Consider the following 17,737-nt stretch of genomic DNA (forward strand, 5'->3'; position numbering starts at 1 on the left):
TCCATGCGGTATCCCATCTGCTCCTCCGCAGATGGAGTAGATCAATTCGCCGCATACTCCCTTCGGGCTAGTGCGGCTGGCGTTCGCCCCTACGGGTTCTCGTCCCTACTTTGAGCTCCCCCTATAAAGCAATTCACCCCAACTCTCAGGATGGAGAGCTGGGGTGAAATGGCAACCTGTACGGGACTCGAACCCGTGTTGCCGCCGTGAAAGGGCGGAGTCCTAACCACTAGACGAACAGGTCGCTTTCTTGTGGTGCGCTGGGCGCGGCGACAAACTACTTATTTTTTTCATTTTGGCAAGAACTTTTGAACAAAAAAACGATTTTTTTTCTGACTCAGGTTTACAAGCTGCTTCAAGTCATTGAAGAAGCGTGATTTTCACGTTTTTCCCCTTTATACTCCACCCCTGATTGTCTAGATCTCACGGCGTGAACACACAGCAATATGTCGAACGGGGACGCCGCATCTTCAATATGGAAATCAAAGAGCTTGAGCGCGTAGCTGACAGTCTCAATGATTCCTTTCACCACGCCGTTGAACTGCTCAAGAAGACCTTGGAAGCAAAAGGAAAAATCGTGGTCGTGGGCATCGGAAAATCAGGAAACATCGGCCATAAAATTGCCGCAACCCTGAATTCAACAGGCTCCACGGCTGTTGTGCTTAACTCCCAAAACGCCCTGCACGGTGATCTGGGTATCCTCTCAGACGGAGATGCCGTCATCGCCCTTTCTTACTCTGGCGAAACCACGGAACTCCTGGATCTGCTCCCATTCATCAAACGATCCCATGTCAGCATCATTGGTATTACCGGCAAAGCCCAATCGACGCTGGAAACCCACAGCGATGCCACCCTGCTCACCGAAATCCAACGGGAAGCCTGCCCGCTGAATTTGGCGCCCACATCCTCTTCCACGGCCATGCTGGTAATGGGAGATGCACTCGCCATGGTTCTACTTGAAGCCCGGGGGTTCACTGAAAAAGATTTTTCCCGCTTCCACCCAGGTGGAGCCTTGGGCCGAGCGCTGCTTACCAAAGTTTCGGACATCATGCGCAGCGAAGAACAAATGGCCACCATCTCTCCGGAAGACACCGTCCACGACGCCCTATCGGCGATGAGCCAAGCACGCAGCGGTGCTTGTGTGATTCAATCCGACGACGGGACCCTCGCGGGAATTTTTACCCACGGTGACTTTGCACGATCCTTCCAGGAAAACCCGGACATCGGAACCCAGGCCGTCAAACATCTCATGACGGCAAATCCCGTCACTTTGCACTCCGATTCACTGGCAGCCGAAGCGGTCAATACCATCAGCTCTCACCGAATTGATGACATCGTTGTACTCGACACCGAGGGCAAGCCGGTTGGCTTGGTCGACACCCAGGACTTCGCCCGCCTCAAACTCATCTGACCCCAACGATTATGAATCCCCCCATCATCACAGCCCTGCTTCTTTCCCTGACGGCTTTTGGCTTGAGTTCCTGCAATGGGCCATCCAGCCAAGCCCAGGTCATCACGACCCCTCCCAACGCAAAAATCGATTTATCCAAGGTCAGTCTGAAAATCAGTAAGGCCAAGCTCAAGATGATCGACCCCAACCATTATCAACTCGATTTTAAATACACGCTCATCAACAAAGCGGGTGCCACGCTGGCATTTGAGTCCATTTATTCGGGAAAAGACGAACTCATCCAAGTTAATCTGAACGATAAAAATGGAGACCCCCTGTTCTTGGGCAAACGTCCATTGGAAGGCCTGACCCTGGCCAGTCCGCGCACCATGGAGATTCCGAAAGGCAAATTCAGCCGGGTTTACACCGTCCCCGTTATGCCCGAACTCAGAGAAAAGGGAGACCCCATCACCCTACGGGTCCGTTTCCACGCCCCCTCACGTTACGATGAGCTGCGCAGCACCGTCGAAGCCCAGCCTCTCACCATCCCATGGCCACAGGGGCCGCCGATAGAGGCCCCCGACGAAGCTGCAGCACCAGATACCGGGGAATATCCATTGACCTCCCCGGCTCCGGACGCTACACCACTCCCTCAACGATAGCTGACGATCCGCAGCCATCGCCCCAATTTCACCAATCATACAACCAATATATCATGCCATCCGTCGTCGCAACCAACGTCAAAAAAGGCCAGTGCATCAAGTACCAGGGAGAAACCGGCATCGTCCTCAATCTTGAACACCGGACCCCGGGCAAAGGCAACGCCCTGATCGCTGCCACCATCCGCTCATTCCAGACCAATAAAACCAAAACCATCCGGTTCGCTTCCAGTGACAAGGTGGAAATCGTGGAAACCGACCGTCAAAAGCTCGAGTTCTCATACTCGGATCCAACCGGCTACCACTTCATGGACATGAACACGTATGAGACCGTCACCATCGGTGATGACCTCATCGCTGACAACAAAGACTACCTCGTCGAAGGTATGATGACAGAAATCCTTTTCATCGAAGGCAACCCGGTCACCGTTGAAGTTCCGACCGTAGTCGAGCTCACCGTCACCGAGTCATCGGAGGGAATCAAAGGAGACACCGCCAACAACCCGACAAAACCGGCCACCATGGAGACTGGAAAAATCATCCAAGTGCCCCTGTTCGTCAAACCTGGCGACAAACTCAAAATCAACACCACCGACGGAAGCTACTCCGGACGTGCGTAATTGATGCATTTTTCAATCAGCCGGATGGTCACATCGACCGTCCGGCTTTTTTTGTGCGCTGGCCACCATGCTCGGTAGGACTGATTGGCCTCAATCGGCCACTGGCCACCATGCTCGGTAGGGCTGATTGGCCTCAATCAGCCGCTGGTCATTCTTGCGTTCGACTTCCCCCCGGAGGATTGAGGCCAATCCTCCCTACCGTTCCAGCTATCGAAGAGTGAAAGGCCCATCCTCTCGCCAACTTACGACTGGCAGAGTTCACGAGCCTTTTCCCGAGCCTCGGCATCGGCCTGAATCAAGGCCGCAAGATCGGTCGAAGCCACGGTTTGGTGTTCATCCATTGTTTTTTCGACAACGCCCCAGATCTCCGGGTAAGCGATTTTGCCATCACAGAAAGCATCCACAGCCACTTCGTTGGCTGCATTATAAACGGCAGGCATGGAACCGCCCACCGTTCCAGCCCGGCGAGCTAGGTTCAAAGCCGGAAAATCATCATAGCGCGGCGCTTCAAATTCCAACTTGGCTAATGCGGCAAAGTCCAACGGTTTCAAACCGCCCCTCACCCTGTCCGGCCATGTCACCGCATACTGAATCGGAAAACACATGTCCGTATGACTCATCTGAGCCAAAACCGATCCATCGACAAACTCCACCATGGAATGAACAATGCTCTGAGGATGTACAATCACATCGATTTTTTCCATACCGATACCAAACAGCCAGCGAGCCTCGATCATTTCCAGCCCCTTGTTGAACAAGGTGGACGAATCGATGGTGATTTTGCGCCCCATTTCCCATGTCGGGTGTTTCAGCGCCTGTTCGACAGTGACCGATTTCAATGCCTCTGCCGGCGTTTGACGAAATGGCCCACCGGATGCGGTTAAAATCAGACGAGACACCTCGCGCTCGCCGCCACCGTGGCCATGCAAACACTGGAATATCGCATTGTGTTCGCTATCCACAGGTAAAATGTTCACCCCCTTGTCCGCGGCTGCCTGCATCACCAACTCACCAGCCATGACCAGAATCTCCTTACTCGCAACCGCAAGATCCTTACCGGCATCGATGGCCGCCAGTGCAGGCTCAAGCCCGGCAGTCCCAACAATGGCCACCAAGACCATATCGGCATCAGCCAAAGTGGAGACCTCGAGCAAACCTTCCGACCCCAAGTGGATGTTGACATCCTCAGGCAGTGCGGCCCTCAAGTCGGACTCCTTACTGGAGTCATACAACGCCACGTGCTTCACCCCGGTTTGTTTTGCCTGCTGAGCCAGTAGATCCACACTGGAATGCGCAGCCAAAGCCACGATCTCAAGCTGCTCCGGAAGATCCTCAGCAACCTTCAAGGTGCTGGTTCCAATCGATCCGGTGGAGCCCAGTAAAACAACTTTTCGTTTGGCCATATCGTGATAGTTCATTCAAGCGCTCATTTACGCAGGAAAAAGTTTGAGTAAAAAATACAATGCGGGGGCGGTAAAACAAAGGCTATCGATCAGGTCGAGAATCCCCCCGATACCAGGTAAGGTGGAACCTGAATCCTTCACTCCGATGCTTCGCTTGAGCACGGATTCAGCAAGATCGCCAACCACGGCCAAAGCCGCCAAGATCAAACTCAAAAGAATCACCATTGGCCAGCTTCCCAGAACCGCAAGCGCCTCGGGCAACAAAGCAAATAATCCACATCCCGCTAACAAAGCAAAGCCAATGCCTCCAGCCAGTCCTTGCCAGGTCTTGCCTGGGCTGATGTGTGGGATCATCTTGTGCTTCCCGATCATCGATCCCACCGCATAAGCCCCCATGTCCGTAAACTTGGTAACGGCCACCAGCCAGATCACCAACCAAGCGCCGGGAACAGCCAGATCAAGATCTGGCACAAATAACAATCGGGCGATGTAACTGAACATCACGGCCACATAGACAAAACCAAGAACCGTGATCGCCACTTCGGTCACCGTATTCTTGCCATCCACGGCTCGACGCAACTGCCATAAAAAACCGCCCATCACCGCCAAAATCACGAAGCCGGCATCCACCTGCATCAAGCTGTCGAGACTGTCTCTCCCATGCTGACCGAGCATCCAACCAATCACGGCTAAATATACCCCACTCAGCAACAGCCCCCATTTAGGCTGCGATGGCATCCCTCCATCGCGGGTCATTCCAAAAAATTCTTTTACCCCGAGCAATGAGGCCAGCATCATCAACCCGACAAACGCCCAAACATTACCACTGACAAAGACCACCGTCACTATCGCCCATAATAACAAGGTGCTGAACAATCTGGAGGCAAACACCTGGGCCTTGGATTTTTTCTCGGGTGGGAAATCAGTCATGAACAGGGCCTATCCAAGCGGTTTGATCGAAGACTGGCAATGAGATTTGCGATAAATTCAACCCTCCCGCTTTTCCCTTTATCACACACCTATCTTTGCTTAGGGTCGGTCCATGCGTATGCTTTTGATCGCCATCATGCTCCTACCTGGATGGGGCTACTCCCAGGAGACCCTCAAGGCACCCAACGCCAAAGCCTCCCCCATCAACCAACGTCGGGCCTACGGCAATGCCTGCGGGCCAGCCTCCCTGCTCAACGCCTTCCAATACGGCAACGAAAAATGGCAAAAAATCTTCCATGCCGTCCCGGGAGATAACAGCAAATCAAAAATTCGCTACGTCGTTGCCGCTTGGGGAAACAAACCGTCCAAACACATCAAGGGCACCAATCGCTGGAATGCCAAACAAGGGATCAACCTGCTCGATCTCACGGACATGGCCAACGAAATGCGGGCCTCCCATTTTGTCCCCAAAATCAAATACAAGGTGCTCGACCAAAACCCGATGGAGTCAAAGACCCGCTTCATCAAGCGCTGCCACAGCACCATCGCCAAATCCATGACCCGCGGCTTGCCTCCAATTGTCAGCATCCGACGTTATGCCTACCGCTACAACAAAGAGGTCGGCCAAAAATCCTGGTGGCCGATCCGAGCCCATTTTGTCGTGATCACGGAGATTCCCAAAAGCCTTCCCCAAGGAGCCACTTCGTTTCGGATCCGTTACGTCGACCCCTACGGTGGATTCGTCCGGGAGGGCCGTATCCATACCGAGACTGGCAGTTTTAGCCGTTGCCCCTATCTGGGAGCCACCCTACCTAAAACCGAAGTGGGAAAATCCTTTGTCAAAGCAGGAGAGGAAACCCTGCTCACCCTCTCGGCGATCATCGGCACATGGTAAGCCCCCCCCCAATTCGATTCCGCCTGAACACTTGCAATGCCTCGAACCCGCAACGCCAAATGTAAGTTTCAATAGGACTTCATCTTCACTCGCCCCCAGACACAGGAGAAAAACAAAACAAACTGTCCAAGTAGCACCGACAAACAAAGGAATATCCGCTTTTGTCGATCATCTTCCTCCATCCCCGCGTCACCGGACCTAAATTCAAGAAAGACCATCGCCGGATCCATCACAACGGACGGCTCACCGGTCTGCTCTTTCTTTTCAGCATGTACCATGGCCTCATACGCCCAGCGGGACGGCATGATTTGGGTCAGCAGCTTGGCCCCTGTTTTTTCTTCCGAATCCGGCGTTTTTTCAAAACTATCCATTGGAGCCAACAAGCCACCAAACAGGATAAAGGGGATGAGAACCAATGGCGTGATCACAATGGCCGCAACATCGGTTTTTGCACAGGCGCTGATCAGTAAGCCCACCGAGATCCCAACCAGCGAAGCCAGCCAACAAACGAGAATGGCGACACCATAACTCAAGTCCAAATCCAAAAATAGACGACTCACCACAATCAGGAGCACACACTGAAGCAAGGTCACCAGACTGTTCATCGATAGCTTTGACAAAAGCATGGCCCCCACTGCCGCGCCGCTACGCTTTTCCCTGCGAAACAGATTCCTCTCCCCGACCAACTCCCGCGCCGTGTTATTGGTCCCAAACCAAATCGACACAAAGACAAACAAAAACAAGGGAGTATTCAAACGGACTCCACCTAAGCCGAGCCCCAACAACAAACCGACCAAAGGCCCCTGCATCACCTGAATCAACAAGGCTTGCCAATCGCGAATCCGGCACTTCGCATAACGGGTAGAAGCATGAAACACCTGACTTACCCATGCTTCCACGGCACGAGCCCCGGGCAAGCCTGCGGCATAAGCAAAAATTTCAGATAACAAGGAGGAACGTTCGCGAACAAATTTTTGGCAAGCATCCGAGCGCAAGTAAGCATCCGAGGATGCCGCGGCATCCTGATCCTCTAACGCCTCCATAACCGCATCCGCCCCCGCAACTTCAGGCGGCTCATTGGTTATGAAATAGCTCACTCCCTCGGGAAAGGCATTCCCGTAATACACCAGACGCCCATCCTTGAGGTATATCACTTTGTCAAAGGTCCGGTAAACCCGCAGCGATGGTTGATGAATCGTCACAATCACGGCGATACACATACTCGATGCCAGATCTCTCAGTGCATCCACCACCACACGTGTGTCGCGACTGGATAAACCCGACGTCGGCTCATCAAGAAACAAGACCAGAGGATCCGTCACCAACTCCATGGCGAGGTTCACCCGTTTACGCTGGCCACCCGACAAGGTCTTTTTCGCTGGTGATCCAATCAAGGTGTCCCGTATCCGCGCATCCAACCCCAACACATTGCAAACCTCGACAATTTTATGCCTAATCTGGGAGTCCGACACAGAGTTCGGCACCCGGAAACGGGTCGAATAGTACAACGACTCCGCAACCGTCAACTCGCCGTATAGCAAGTCATCCTGAGGCACATACCCCGAATGGCTGGCCGAAGCAACATCTCCGGCACGGATCTCCACCCCGTCATATTTTACACTCCCCCGGCTGGCTGAAGTAATCCCGGCCAGGACATTGAGAAAGGTTGTCTTTCCACTCCCTGATGGCCCCATCAAGGCTACCAACTCACCAGGCATCATCGACACCGAAATATCTTGTAACAAGTGCCGGGGTTCACCTGTTGTCCGGTCTTTGACCGTAAAAAACAAGGATTCGGATTGGATGGTAAACCCCTTGCGCTGCCGGCCAATCATCATCTGTTGGGGTGAAAACGTCAGTGACACCGACTCCGACTCCAGCTCAATGACATCTCCCGATGATGGATACACCCCTGAAGCCCCAATCGCTTGCCCCCGGATGGTAGCGCCTCCAACCATGTCCCTGACGACCCAGCCATTTTCATAAACAACCAGCAAATGCTCGGGAGCGATACCCAGCACAGGCAAACAAACATCCGCCATAGGTGAACTCCCGATCCGAATCGCACCAGGGGCAAACACTTTCACTCCCCCCAGGGTCAAGGATGCCCGCAATTGAAAGCCACTCGACCGCCACTCTTCGAAATGCCGGATCAGGACCCCGCCGGGAACCGGAAAGTCCTCCGAGAAATACACCAAGTCCATCTCATGCAGCGGCGCTTCATGAATAACGTGCTCCATGCTTCCGATCCCGGTACCATTCGAACTACCCAAGTCACGGATCCCCAAACCTCCGGAGGGAAGCATCAATAACTCCGCATGCCGCCGGGAAATAAAATAATTATTGATCACCAGATCGCAAGTAGGAGACCTGCCAATAACAAAGGAACGGTTCACGAGGATTTAGGGGGTAAGGGATACAACTAAGAAACAAATGCATCCAGGTCATAGACCGAGAAACGTCCGCCGGGTGCCAGATTTCATACCGGCTTTTTTTCTGACATCCTTTTGAGAATACGACTTGGTAAGCATATCCGCGAGGAAGGTATTCTTTTTACTAATGCGATCCACATTTCCAACCTTCCTGATGTCGGTGATCCGGCTAAAGATCGCCCACTTGATCTTACTCGCAGGCACCGATTTTTCTCCATACCCTTGCTTCTGGTTGCTCGACCAGAATTTTACCCAGTGAGCTCCATCTTTACGAAAGCTTCCGAGATAAATCACCGAATGGCCAAATTCCTTTTTGCCAATTTCATCCGTCCAAAAAATCTTCATAAAATCACCCGGCTTTGCCCCCTGATACGATTCAAAGTTTTTGCCGATCCCGGTTTCATGAAAAAACACCGCCGTGCCCGGTCCGTTGGCATTCCACCTCCCCCAGACTCCGACACCATCTTGCTGACCTCTAGCAAGCAACGCAATGGCGTCCGACTGGGACAATTTCAAATACCCCTTCCGCTCGGCCTCTTTCACGGCATAAAGAAAGGCCAGATATGTCGCACCCGAGCAATAGCTTGGAACCGCATGCCGTGCATTCACCACCAACTGATTATCGCGGTAAACCATGGAATACCGAATCCCCATCGCAGCACGACGACTCGTCTCGTACCCCCCTCCTTTGGGCATTTTACGAATCCCTTGGAGCACCAGCTGATTGAAATTCGGCTTAACGATTTGGGCCCCCATTCGCTCACGTTGAGGTATATCCTTTGCTGGATCAGCATGCACTCCAGCACTGGCGATCACAACGAAACATACACAAGCCAACGATCTATATTTTTTCCATTTTTCCATACTTACAATCCTTTCAAATCATTTCGGGTCCGCTTCACCCCCTGCTCCCAACTCGTAATCTTCCAATCGCCAGATTTTTTTTCAATCGTCACCGTGTCATAGGCTTTACCTTTGGCCCGCTTACCACTGTAGTTCGAATAGCTATAATCGTATCCAAAGTATAGCTTCACCCGGGTATTGGATGGGTTCAAGGATTCATAACTGGTCTTCCCGTGAGACTTATATGACCGGTTAGGCCAGCGTTTCATGTTAGCTGAAAAACTTTGCATCACCTCACGCTTCGAGGCCTTTCGACCTTTGATGTATTCAAAGTTGACATAGTTATCGTATAGTCCCACCACCACATTGACATCATTACTGGAAAGACGGCGGTAATAATCATTCACAAAGGAAACCAGCTCCTTTTTCAGGTTAGCTTCCCTGTTGTTTTCCTCCAACTCAGCTTGCTTTTTCGCGTCGGCTTCCCGCTGTCTGGCAATCTGCCGGTCTCTTGCCTCTTGATCCCTACGCATTTGGTCGGCATCTGCCTTGTCCTTATTGATTCGAGCTTGCCGTGTTGCGTCATCCTCTGACAAGCGAATCACGCCAAGATCAATTACCTGCCCCTTGCTCTTGACCGTCACCACCCGTTCTTCACTTTCTCGTCCCGGGGATGTAATCCGAAGGCTATGCCTCCCGACACCCTTGAGTGCATACCGTCCACCTTTCGGGCTCAGCTTTTCACCATCCACATACACTGTTACCGACGATGGAGTAGATTGAAACATCACCATGGCGGGGCACGAGCGCATCTCACGTTCACGCAACTCTCGAAGATCAGCCAACTTCAAGCGCTGTTGATGAGGTAAATTCTTTCGGTCCAATCCCCGGATCATTTTTTCCGCCTGATCATACTCCCCGAGCTTGATCGCCACCTCGAGATCCGTTAGCTGATCCTGACCATCATCAAACACCGGCTGTTCTTTTTTAACGGTCTCCCCCTTGGAGCCTTTATCCGCTTCCTTCTCTCCTTGAGCGAGGCCCCCATCACGGTTCAAGTACCAGAACGTCCCTCCGGCAACGGTCATCGCAAGCAGCAACATCGCAACCGCCAAGAACACTAGCTTCTTACTTCCCCCAGAGGATGCAGGCTGGGGCATCGGCGGAATTGCTGTCGGCCGCGAAGTGTGTATATGACTCGGAGAATCAGATAAAGCTAACATACTCAACCAGGCATCTACCGACTGCGGACGTTGGGCTTCACCCATCTGCAAAGCCTGATCAATACCACTCAAAAATGCCGGAGGAAACCCAGCTGGTTGCAATTGGCACAATGGAACCAGCGGGTCGGGTTGCTGATTGCGAAACGCATCATTCCGCTCACTTGCGGGAGCCGGTTTTTTACCGGTAATCATGTGATAAACACATGCCGCCATACTGTAAATATCGCTCCACGCCCCTTGATACTTTGCATCCGTTGAGTATTGCTCGATCGGTGCATACCCGGGGGTAATGATACTCGTAACATCCAGACTCTTTCCACCGACCTGCTGTCGGGCAGCCCCAAAATCGATTAAGATCGGTGTTCCATGTTGCGTGATATAAATATTCTCAGGTTTGATATCGCGGTGCAAAACTCCCGCCAGATGAACCACTCTCAAGCCATCCAGCAATGGGAGTAAAATGGGAACCAAATCCTGATAAGCATACGATCCTCTTTTTCGCATCACATGCCGAAGGTCCTCTCCTTCAATAAAGGGCATCACCATGTAAGCCGTTCCATTTTGACGAAAAAACCTGAGCACCCGCACAATATTTGGATGCTCAAATCCAGCAATCGTCCGAGCCTCCTTGATAAACGAATCAATGGCCCATTCATAATCATCCCGCAATGACTCCGTTTGAGCCATCACCGTGTTGCCGTCGACACGTGTAGCGATTCCATCGGGCAGTAGCTCTTTAATGGCCACACGCTTTTGCAAACGCTGGTCTTCGCCGGAATAAGTAATGGCGAAGCCGCCCTTACCTAACACCCCGTCGATCCGGTATTCTTCAAGCTGGACTCCTACTTCAAGACACAGCGCATTTTGCTCAGTCACCATCAGACAGACCGTGGCAGAGCCCCCTTGCCAGTGTCAAGAAGCAATCCCGTCACCTCGGATCAGGGAGAACAAACATCAGCCCCTCGAGTCGCACACCTCTGCGCACACCTGCAGTAGGACAGGTTTCCCAACCTGTCGGCAAGCGTTGGAAGAACACATCCCAAGCGCGCCTCCCCTACCAGCCGACCGATTAGAAATCGGTCCCACTCTCTTCCTCGACTCACGTCACACGACAGAGCAACCCTACACACATCAGCAAGCCAAAAGCCGTGCACCTCTACGCACACCCACAGTAGGACAGGTTTCCCAACCTGTCGGCAAGCTTTGGAAGAACACATCCCAAGCGCACATCCCCTACCAGCCGACCGATTAGAAATCGGTCCTACTCTCTTCCTCTACTCACGTCACACGACAGAGCACCCCTACACACATCAGCAAGCCAAAAGCCGTGCACCTCTGCGCACACCCACAGTAGGACAGGTTTCCCAACCTGTCGGCAAGCTTTGGGAGAACACATCCCAAGCGCACATCCCCTACCAGCCGACCGATTAGAAATCGGTCCTACTCTCTTCCTCGACTCACGTCACACGACAGAGCAACCCTACACACATCAGCAAGCCAAAAGCCGTGCACCTCTGCGCACATCCGCAGTAGGACAGGTTTCCCAACCTGTCGGCAAGCTTTGGGAGAACACATCCCAAGCGCACATCCCCTACCAGCCGACCGATTAGAAATCGGTCCTACTCTCTTCCTCTACTCACGTCACACGACAGAGCACCCCTACACACATCAGCAAGCCAAAAGCCGCGCACCTCTGCGCACACCCACAGTAGGACAGGTTTCCCAACCTGTCGGCAAGCTTTGGAAGAACACATCCCAAGCGCGCATCCCCTACCAGCCGACCGATTAGAAATCGGTCCTACTCTCCCCCTGCTCCCGCCACATCCCACACCACTGGACGTACGGTTCCGTATCACGGCGGTTCATCTTAGGACTGTCTGATCAATGAACTTTGCTTCTGATTGCAGATCCACCAATCCGAGGGAGTCAAAGTATTCCCTCTTGAAGGCCCGATCCATGATTCCGCTCCGCAAGTATTGCCCGATGAGTTTAAACAAAACGGTATCGTTTACTCTCGCTCGCAGAGCTCTGCATCAGGATATCATGATTGACCACATCGAAAAACTTTTCGAGATCAAGGTCAAGGACCCGCCGTTTGCCTTCATGCTGGCAGCTTTGTGCTTTTCGCACCGCTTGCCTTCCGCTAGCGCTTCTCTCTGCCGAGCCCGCAGGGGACTTGCCCCTCCAAGTCGGTGCGCCCTGCCGGGCACACACAAAAAAAACGCCCCGGGAGTTGGAGGCTCCCGGGGCCGTGACTTTCAACTCCTCCACGCTGATACTGTGATCGAAGTCGACAACTGCAACGGTTGTGTTCACTTAGTGAGGCCGTAATATACGGATCATCAGACTAAATGAACAGCTAAATTTTTAATATTTTTCAATTTACAGCTCAAAATCGACACCACGAGCCCAACATCGCCAATTATTTTAAAAAGAACGCGACATCACACGCCTCATCTTTTTATTCATCGCTCAAGCGCTGATTCATATCCATCGCTGGATTTTCCTCACAACTTTCACCCACGATGATTGCGGGGACACCGGCAACCGTCTTATGCGCAGGAACATCCTCAAGAACCACACTTCCCGCCCCAATCTTCGCACACTCTCCGATGGTCACTCGCCCAAGAATTTTCGACCCCGCTCCAATCAAGACACCGGAGCACACAATGGGATGGCGGTTTCCGACCTCATTCCCGGTTCCTCCCAGCGTCACTTCATGTAAAATCGACACGTTATCATGAATAATCGCCGTTTCCCCTACCACCACACTGGTGGCGTGGTCCAACAAAATGCCACATCCGATGGTTGCCCCTGGATGGATATCCACTCCGAAAATCTCACTCACCACGCTCTGGAAATACAAGGCCAGTGCCTTTCGACCATCAAGCCACAATTGATGCGACACCCGGTATGCTGTGATGGCCAAAAAACCTTTATAGAAGAGTAAGGGTTCGAGTGCTGATTGGCATGCAGGATCCCGCTCATAGATCGCCTGCAAGTCCCAGGCTGCACTCTGGACCAATTGCTCATTGGTATCGAGGATCCCAAACAATAATGGCTCCAGCTCAGCTCGTAGCATATCTTCCCGGGACAACCTACGAGCCAAACGTGCGGCTAAACTTTCGGTCAAACTCTCCCGACTGAGAATCACATCCTCGAGCAAATGGTGCAAATGGGACTCCTCTTCAGAGATCTCACTGGCCGCTTGCCGAACACCATCCCAAATCAAGGCCAGCTCTGCCCGGTTCTCTTCGAGGGTGCGGGCTGTATGACAGAGATTGGCGTGCTTGTCACTGGCTTGTAATTGGCTTTCGTGTTGCATTGCGTCTTGTGAGGATTTCCCAGAAACTAGAATATGCATGCCGAGCGATGGTTCAACTCGCCCGGCATCATGACGGCCACACTCTTACACGACTAGACGAACTAGCGCAACGTGAAGACGTGTCAGCCAATTTTTTAGTTCAAATCCTCAACGACTTGAAACGTGATGGTCTGATCGAAAGCAAACGTGGCAAAGCCGGTGGCTATCTACTCGCCCGCGCCCCTCGCGAGATTTCCCTGTTCGAAATCACTCAGGCCGTGGAGTCCGGGTTACTCCGACTCAACATTGCCGTGGAAGGCGAATCGGGAAGTGCCGTCAAGGCTGCTTGGGATCAAGCGTCCCAAGCACTAACAAAAGAGCTTAAATCCATCACGCTCGACACCTTGGGAACCCAATCTCCCATGTTCTATATTTAATTGAGGCTAGGAATCCCCTGCCTGCAATTATAGACAAACCACCCACCCGGCACTTTCCCGTATTTCGCTCTCGCCTGAAGATGATTATCCGCTATCTTCGGACATCATGGACGAATTCCTGTCGCTCTGCAAAGACCCGTTCCTCGCCTTGGTCGCCGGCCTCATTGTCGGCATTCTTTTTTCGGCAATCAAACTGCCGATCCCGGCCCCACCCGCCCTGCCCGGGGTGCTCGGAATCGTCGGTATCTACCTCGGAGGACTGATCTGGAAGTCCCTCAGTTCCTGAGTAACCATGAGTCCTCCCGCTATCATGCTCCCACAGGAAATCATACGCAAAAAACGAGACCAAGAGACACTGACTCCGGCCGAAATTGAAAGCTTTGTTGATGGGGTCACCAGCGCAAAGGTCACCGATAGTCAGATTGCAGCCTTTGCCATGGCCGTCTACTTCAACGGCATGAACCGGCGTGAAGCAACCGCTCTCACCCTCGCCATGCGAGACAGCGGAGAGGTGCTCGACTGGAAGCAACAAGATCTCCCTGGTCCCATCGTGGACAAACATTCAACCGGAGGCGTTGGCGATGGAACCTCCATCATGTTAGGACCGATGTTAGCCGCCTGCGGAGCCTTCGTCCCCATGATCTCAGGTAGAGGCCTCGGCCACACCGGCGGAACCCTCGACAAACTCCAATCAATCCCCGGCTACCATGTCACCCCCGACAAGGAAACCTTCCGCAGGGTCGTCTCCCAATGCGGTGTCGCCATCATTGGTCAAACCGCTGAACTCGCTCCCGCCGACCGCAGAATATACGCCGTTCGAGATGTCACCGCCACGGTCGAATCCATCCCCCTGATTACAGCCTCCATTCTGTCAAAAAAATTAGCCGAAGGAATCGACTGCCTGGTGATGGACGTTAAATCCGGAAACGGTGCTTTCATGAAAGACCATCTGCAATCTGAGACTCTGGCCAAACACATCACCAGCGTCGCCAATGCAGCGGGAGTCAAAACCTCGGCTCTGGTCACCGACATGAACCAATGCCTCGGCGACAACGCAGGCAATGCTCTCGAAATCCGAGAAGCCATCCATTTCCTAACAGGCCAACATCAAAACCCGCGACTCAAGAAGGTCATCATGGCCCTGGGATCGGAACTGCTTCAACTTAGTGGACTGGCCCCAAACAACGAGAATGCCCAACAGCAACTCGAACAGGCATTGCAATGCGGAGCCGCCGCCGAGACCTTCGCTAATATGTGTCAGCAACTGGGAGCTCCGGGAGACCTCCTTGAGCGCCACACGAGCTACCTCCCATCAGCTCCAGTCATCCGCCCGATTTTCGCCAAACATCCCGGTGTGATTACCTCCATCGACACCCGCCAACTCGGACTCAGCATCGTCGGGCTAGGAGGAGGAAGGTCCCGCCCGCAAGACCAGATCAACCCCGCCGTGGGACTCTCCGACATCATCCAACCAGGACAAGTCACGGACTCCCCGCTGGCAACCATCCACGCCCAAACAGAAGACGACTGGCAACAGGCGGCTAAACAAATCCAACAGGCCATCACCATTGGCCAACAGCCACCATCTCCCCAGCCAGTGATACTCAACACCATCGCTTCAGGCTAACTCATCACTCGCCATGTCCCGTGTCATCCTTCTTGTTCTCGATTCACTAGGTATTGGAGCCTCCTCTGATGCCGAGGAGTTCGGTGATGCCGGAGCGGACACTCTGGGACACATTGCCGAGCGATGCCTTGAATCCGGGTCTCCACTTCACATCCCCCACCTTTGCCAACTCGGGTTAGCCCATGCCTATCAATTACACACAGGCCGGTTGCCAACGGGCATTCGTCCCGCCGTAGAACCCATCGGATCTTACGCTTGCGCCAGAGAGATTTCGTCCGGAAAAGACACGCCGAGCGGACACTGGGAAATGATGGGCGTGCCGGCACTTTGGGACTGGGGCTATTTCCCCTATCTCACAGACTCTTTCCCCCAATCAATTCTAGATCAGATCGTTGAAACAAGTGGCATTCCCGGCTATCTCGGCAACTGTCACGCCTCGGGAACGGACATCATCGCCCGACTCGGAGAAAAACACATCCAATCAGGAAAACCCATTTTTTATACTTCCGCAGACAGTGTCTTTCAAATCGCCTGCCACGAACAGAGCTTCGGCCTGGAAAACCTCTACCGACTCTGCATGCTTTGCCGGGAAATCCTCATGCCCCTCAAGATTGGCCGTGTGATCGCCCGCCCATTCATCGGTAACAGTGCATCCAACTTCGAACGGACAGGCAACCGCCACGACTACGCCATTGAACCACCCGCCCCCACCTTATTAACAAAACTCACCGAAGCCGGTGGACAGGTCACCGGCATCGGTAAAATAGCCGACATCTTTGCCCACACCGGTATCAGCCGTGAAGTCCGAGCCTCCGGACATCCGGCCCTCTGGCAAGCCACTCTGGCCGCCATGGATGCCACAGCCATGGCGACCAACCATCAACTGATCATGACCAACTTTGTCGACTTTGATGCTGTCTATGGTCACCGCAGGGATGTCATGGGCTACGGTCGGGCACTCGAAACCTTCGACCGGGAACTTCCCAAACTCTTGCGGCACTTGCAAGATGACGACCTACTCATCATCACCGCAGATCACGGCAATGATCCAAGCTGGAAAGGAACCGACCATACCCGTGAGAAGGTCCCGATTCTGACCTATCAAAAAACACAAAGCCAGGGGAGCAACCTCGGTCACCGATCCACATTTGCAGACATCGCTCAAACCCTGGCCCGACACTTTGACCTCCCGCCTTTCGAATACGGCACAGCTCTATTTACACCAACAAGCGCCCGATCATCATGACACCTCACATCAATGCCCAAGCCAACGATTTTGCCCCGACATGCCTGCTGCCCGGAGACCCACTCCGAGCGGAATACATCGCCAAAACCTTTCTGGATTCTCCAAAACTAGTCAGCTCAGTCCGTAACATGCTCGCCTTCACCGGCAGCTACCAAGGCACCCCTGTCTCCGTCATGGGCAGCGGAATGGGAATCCCCTCGATCTCCATTTATGCCAAAGAGCTCATCACAGAATACGGAGTCAACAACCTGATCCGGGTCGGCAGTTGCGGAGCGGTCAATCGCTCGGTGGCGATCCGGGACATCCTGATCGCCGTGGGAGCATGCACCGACTCGAAAGTGAACCGCCAACGCTTCCAAGATCATGATTTTTCTGCCATCGCTGATTATAGTCTACTCAAAGCCGCAAACGATGCGGCGGGGCAACTGAATCTCCCGGTACGCAATGGCAACCTATTTTCAGCGGACCTCTTCTACACGCCCAATTCAGGAATGTTCGATACCATGGAGTCCATGGGCGTGCTTGCCGTAGAAATGGAAGCCGCCGGGCTATATGGTGTGGCGGCCGAGTTTGGAGCAAAAGCCCTGGCCATCTGCACCGTTTCCGACCACATCCGTACTGGGGAGGCCACCACGGCAGAGGAACGGCAGTCCAGCTTCGAAGAAATGATGAAGCTCGCGCTTGAAACAAGCAAATCCATAGAAGCCGACACCTCGAAATAACAAGAC

16 protein-coding genes and 1 tRNA gene are annotated in these 17,737 nt (G+C 53.2%); 9 read left to right on the plus strand and 8 right to left on the minus strand.

The features are described 5' to 3' along the window. Window positions 1-169: 169 nt before the first annotated feature. Window positions 170-244 (minus strand) — tRNA-Glu (locus HW115_RS15770). 186 nt (window positions 245-430) lie between these two features. Between HW115_RS15770 and HW115_RS15775 the strand changes: the two genes are divergently transcribed. The 3 genes from HW115_RS15775 to efp are packed head-to-tail and all read left to right on the plus strand — an operon-like array spanning window position 431 to window position 2,669. Continuing rightward, window positions 431-1,411 (plus strand): KpsF/GutQ family sugar-phosphate isomerase, encoded by a 981-nt coding sequence (locus tag HW115_RS15775; RefSeq protein ID WP_319609384.1) that lies wholly within the window; start codon window positions 431-433, stop codon window positions 1,409-1,411. 11 nt (window positions 1,412-1,422) lie between these two features. Beyond that, on the plus strand, window positions 1,423-2,052 hold the full coding sequence (locus tag HW115_RS15780) for a hypothetical protein (protein ID WP_178933918.1): 630 nt from the start codon (window positions 1,423-1,425) through the stop codon (window positions 2,050-2,052). Between the two features lie 53 nt (window positions 2,053-2,105). Beyond that, window positions 2,106-2,669 carry an elongation factor P gene (gene efp, locus HW115_RS15785; protein WP_178933919.1) on the plus strand — a complete coding sequence of 188 codons (564 nt, stop codon included), beginning with the start codon at window positions 2,106-2,108 and terminating at the stop codon, window positions 2,667-2,669. Window positions 2,670-2,911: 242 nt separating this feature from the next. Here efp and HW115_RS15790 read toward each other — a convergent pair whose 3' ends face one another. Both HW115_RS15790 and HW115_RS15795 read right to left on the minus strand, forming a co-directional pair. After that, complete coding sequence (locus tag HW115_RS15790; RefSeq protein WP_178933920.1) at window positions 2,912-4,072, minus strand: 1-deoxy-D-xylulose-5-phosphate reductoisomerase; 1,161 nt, start codon at window positions 4,070-4,072, stop codon at window positions 2,912-2,914. Between the two features lie 27 nt (window positions 4,073-4,099). Then, entirely contained in the window at window positions 4,100-5,002 is a 903-nt protein-coding gene (locus tag HW115_RS15795) for a phosphatidate cytidylyltransferase (RefSeq protein ID WP_178933921.1), read from the minus strand. Between the two features lie 112 nt (window positions 5,003-5,114). Between HW115_RS15795 and HW115_RS15800 the strand changes: the two genes are divergently transcribed. Beyond that, window positions 5,115-5,897 carry a hypothetical protein gene (locus tag HW115_RS15800; RefSeq protein WP_178933922.1) on the plus strand — a complete coding sequence of 261 codons (783 nt, stop codon included), beginning with the start codon at window positions 5,115-5,117 and terminating at the stop codon, window positions 5,895-5,897. 68 nt (window positions 5,898-5,965) lie between these two features. On the opposite strand, the gene HW115_RS15805 is transcribed toward HW115_RS15800, so the two are convergent. From HW115_RS15805 to cysE, 5 genes are all read right to left on the minus strand, one after another. Then, the gene (locus HW115_RS15805) at window positions 5,966-8,293 is read right to left on the minus strand and encodes an ATP-binding cassette domain-containing protein (protein WP_178933923.1); all 2,328 of its coding nucleotides are present in this window, start codon (window positions 8,291-8,293) and stop codon (window positions 5,966-5,968) included. 48 nt (window positions 8,294-8,341) lie between these two features. Next, window positions 8,342-9,145, minus strand: coding sequence for a hypothetical protein (locus HW115_RS15810; protein WP_178933924.1), 804 nt, complete (start codon window positions 9,143-9,145; stop codon window positions 8,342-8,344). Window positions 9,146-9,195: 50 nt separating this feature from the next. Beyond that, window positions 9,196-11,274, minus strand: a complete 2,079-nt coding sequence (locus HW115_RS15815; protein ID WP_178933925.1) for a protein kinase domain-containing protein — start codon at window positions 11,272-11,274, stop codon at window positions 9,196-9,198. 1,110 nt (window positions 11,275-12,384) lie between these two features. After that, a complete protein-coding gene (locus tag HW115_RS15820) occupies window positions 12,385-12,711 on the minus strand; it encodes a hypothetical protein (RefSeq protein ID WP_178933926.1) in 327 nt (108 codons plus the stop codon). A gap of 145 nt (window positions 12,712-12,856) precedes the next feature. Further along, complete coding sequence (gene cysE, locus HW115_RS15825) at window positions 12,857-13,759, minus strand: serine O-acetyltransferase (RefSeq protein ID WP_227021582.1); 903 nt, start codon at window positions 13,757-13,759, stop codon at window positions 12,857-12,859. An 8-nt stretch (window positions 13,760-13,767) separates the two neighbouring features. Here cysE and HW115_RS15830 point away from each other — a divergent pair, with 8 nt between their 5' ends. The 5 genes from HW115_RS15830 (at window position 13,768) to deoD (ending at window position 17,731) form a co-directional block, all read left to right on the plus strand. Continuing rightward, window positions 13,768-14,136 (plus strand): RrF2 family transcriptional regulator, encoded by a 369-nt coding sequence (locus HW115_RS15830; RefSeq protein WP_178933927.1) that lies wholly within the window; start codon window positions 13,768-13,770, stop codon window positions 14,134-14,136. Window positions 14,137-14,242: 106 nt separating this feature from the next. Next, entirely contained in the window at window positions 14,243-14,422 is a 180-nt protein-coding gene (locus HW115_RS15835; RefSeq protein WP_178933928.1) for a XapX domain-containing protein, read from the plus strand. A gap of 21 nt (window positions 14,423-14,443) precedes the next feature. Beyond that, window positions 14,444-15,763, plus strand: a complete 1,320-nt coding sequence (deoA, locus tag HW115_RS15840) for a thymidine phosphorylase (protein WP_178934069.1) — start codon at window positions 14,444-14,446, stop codon at window positions 15,761-15,763. A 13-nt stretch (window positions 15,764-15,776) separates the two neighbouring features. Beyond that, on the plus strand, window positions 15,777-17,009 hold the full coding sequence (locus tag HW115_RS15845) for a phosphopentomutase (protein WP_178933929.1): 1,233 nt from the start codon (window positions 15,777-15,779) through the stop codon (window positions 17,007-17,009). Beyond that, a complete protein-coding gene (deoD, locus tag HW115_RS15850) occupies window positions 17,003-17,731 on the plus strand; it encodes a purine-nucleoside phosphorylase (RefSeq protein ID WP_178934070.1) in 729 nt (242 codons plus the stop codon). Before HW115_RS15845 ends, deoD begins: the two co-directional genes overlap by 7 nt. Window positions 17,732-17,737: the final 6 nt, after the last annotated feature.

It is taken from the genome of Oceaniferula marina (genome assembly GCF_013391475.1).
GTDB classification, from domain to species: Bacteria; Verrucomicrobiota; Verrucomicrobiia; order Verrucomicrobiales; family Akkermansiaceae; genus Oceaniferula; species Oceaniferula marina.

Bases quoted from the DNA above. Each gene is read 5' to 3' on its own strand.
- HW115_RS15780 (WP_178933918.1), top strand. From the start codon at position 1,423: ATGAATCCCCCCATCATCACAGCCCTGCTTCTTTCCCTGACGGCTTTT.
- efp (WP_178933919.1), top strand. From the start codon at position 2,106: ATGCCATCCGTCGTCGCAACCAACGTCAAAAAAGGCCAGTGCATCAAG.
- HW115_RS15790 (WP_178933920.1), bottom strand. From the start codon at position 4,072: ATGGCCAAACGAAAAGTTGTTTTACTGGGCTCCACCGGATCGATTGGA.
- HW115_RS15795 (WP_178933921.1), bottom strand. From the start codon at position 5,002: ATGACTGATTTCCCACCCGAGAAAAAATCCAAGGCCCAGGTGTTTGCC.
- HW115_RS15800 (WP_178933922.1), top strand. From the start codon at position 5,115: ATGCGTATGCTTTTGATCGCCATCATGCTCCTACCTGGATGGGGCTAC.
- HW115_RS15815 (WP_178933925.1), bottom strand. From the start codon at position 11,274: ATGGTGACTGAGCAAAATGCGCTGTGTCTTGAAGTAGGAGTCCAGCTT.
- cysE (WP_227021582.1), bottom strand. From the start codon at position 13,759: ATGCATATTCTAGTTTCTGGGAAATCCTCACAAGACGCAATGCAACAC.
- HW115_RS15830 (WP_178933927.1), top strand. From the start codon at position 13,768: ATGGTTCAACTCGCCCGGCATCATGACGGCCACACTCTTACACGACTA.
- HW115_RS15835 (WP_178933928.1), top strand. From the start codon at position 14,243: ATGGACGAATTCCTGTCGCTCTGCAAAGACCCGTTCCTCGCCTTGGTC.
- HW115_RS15845 (WP_178933929.1), top strand. From the start codon at position 15,777: ATGTCCCGTGTCATCCTTCTTGTTCTCGATTCACTAGGTATTGGAGCC.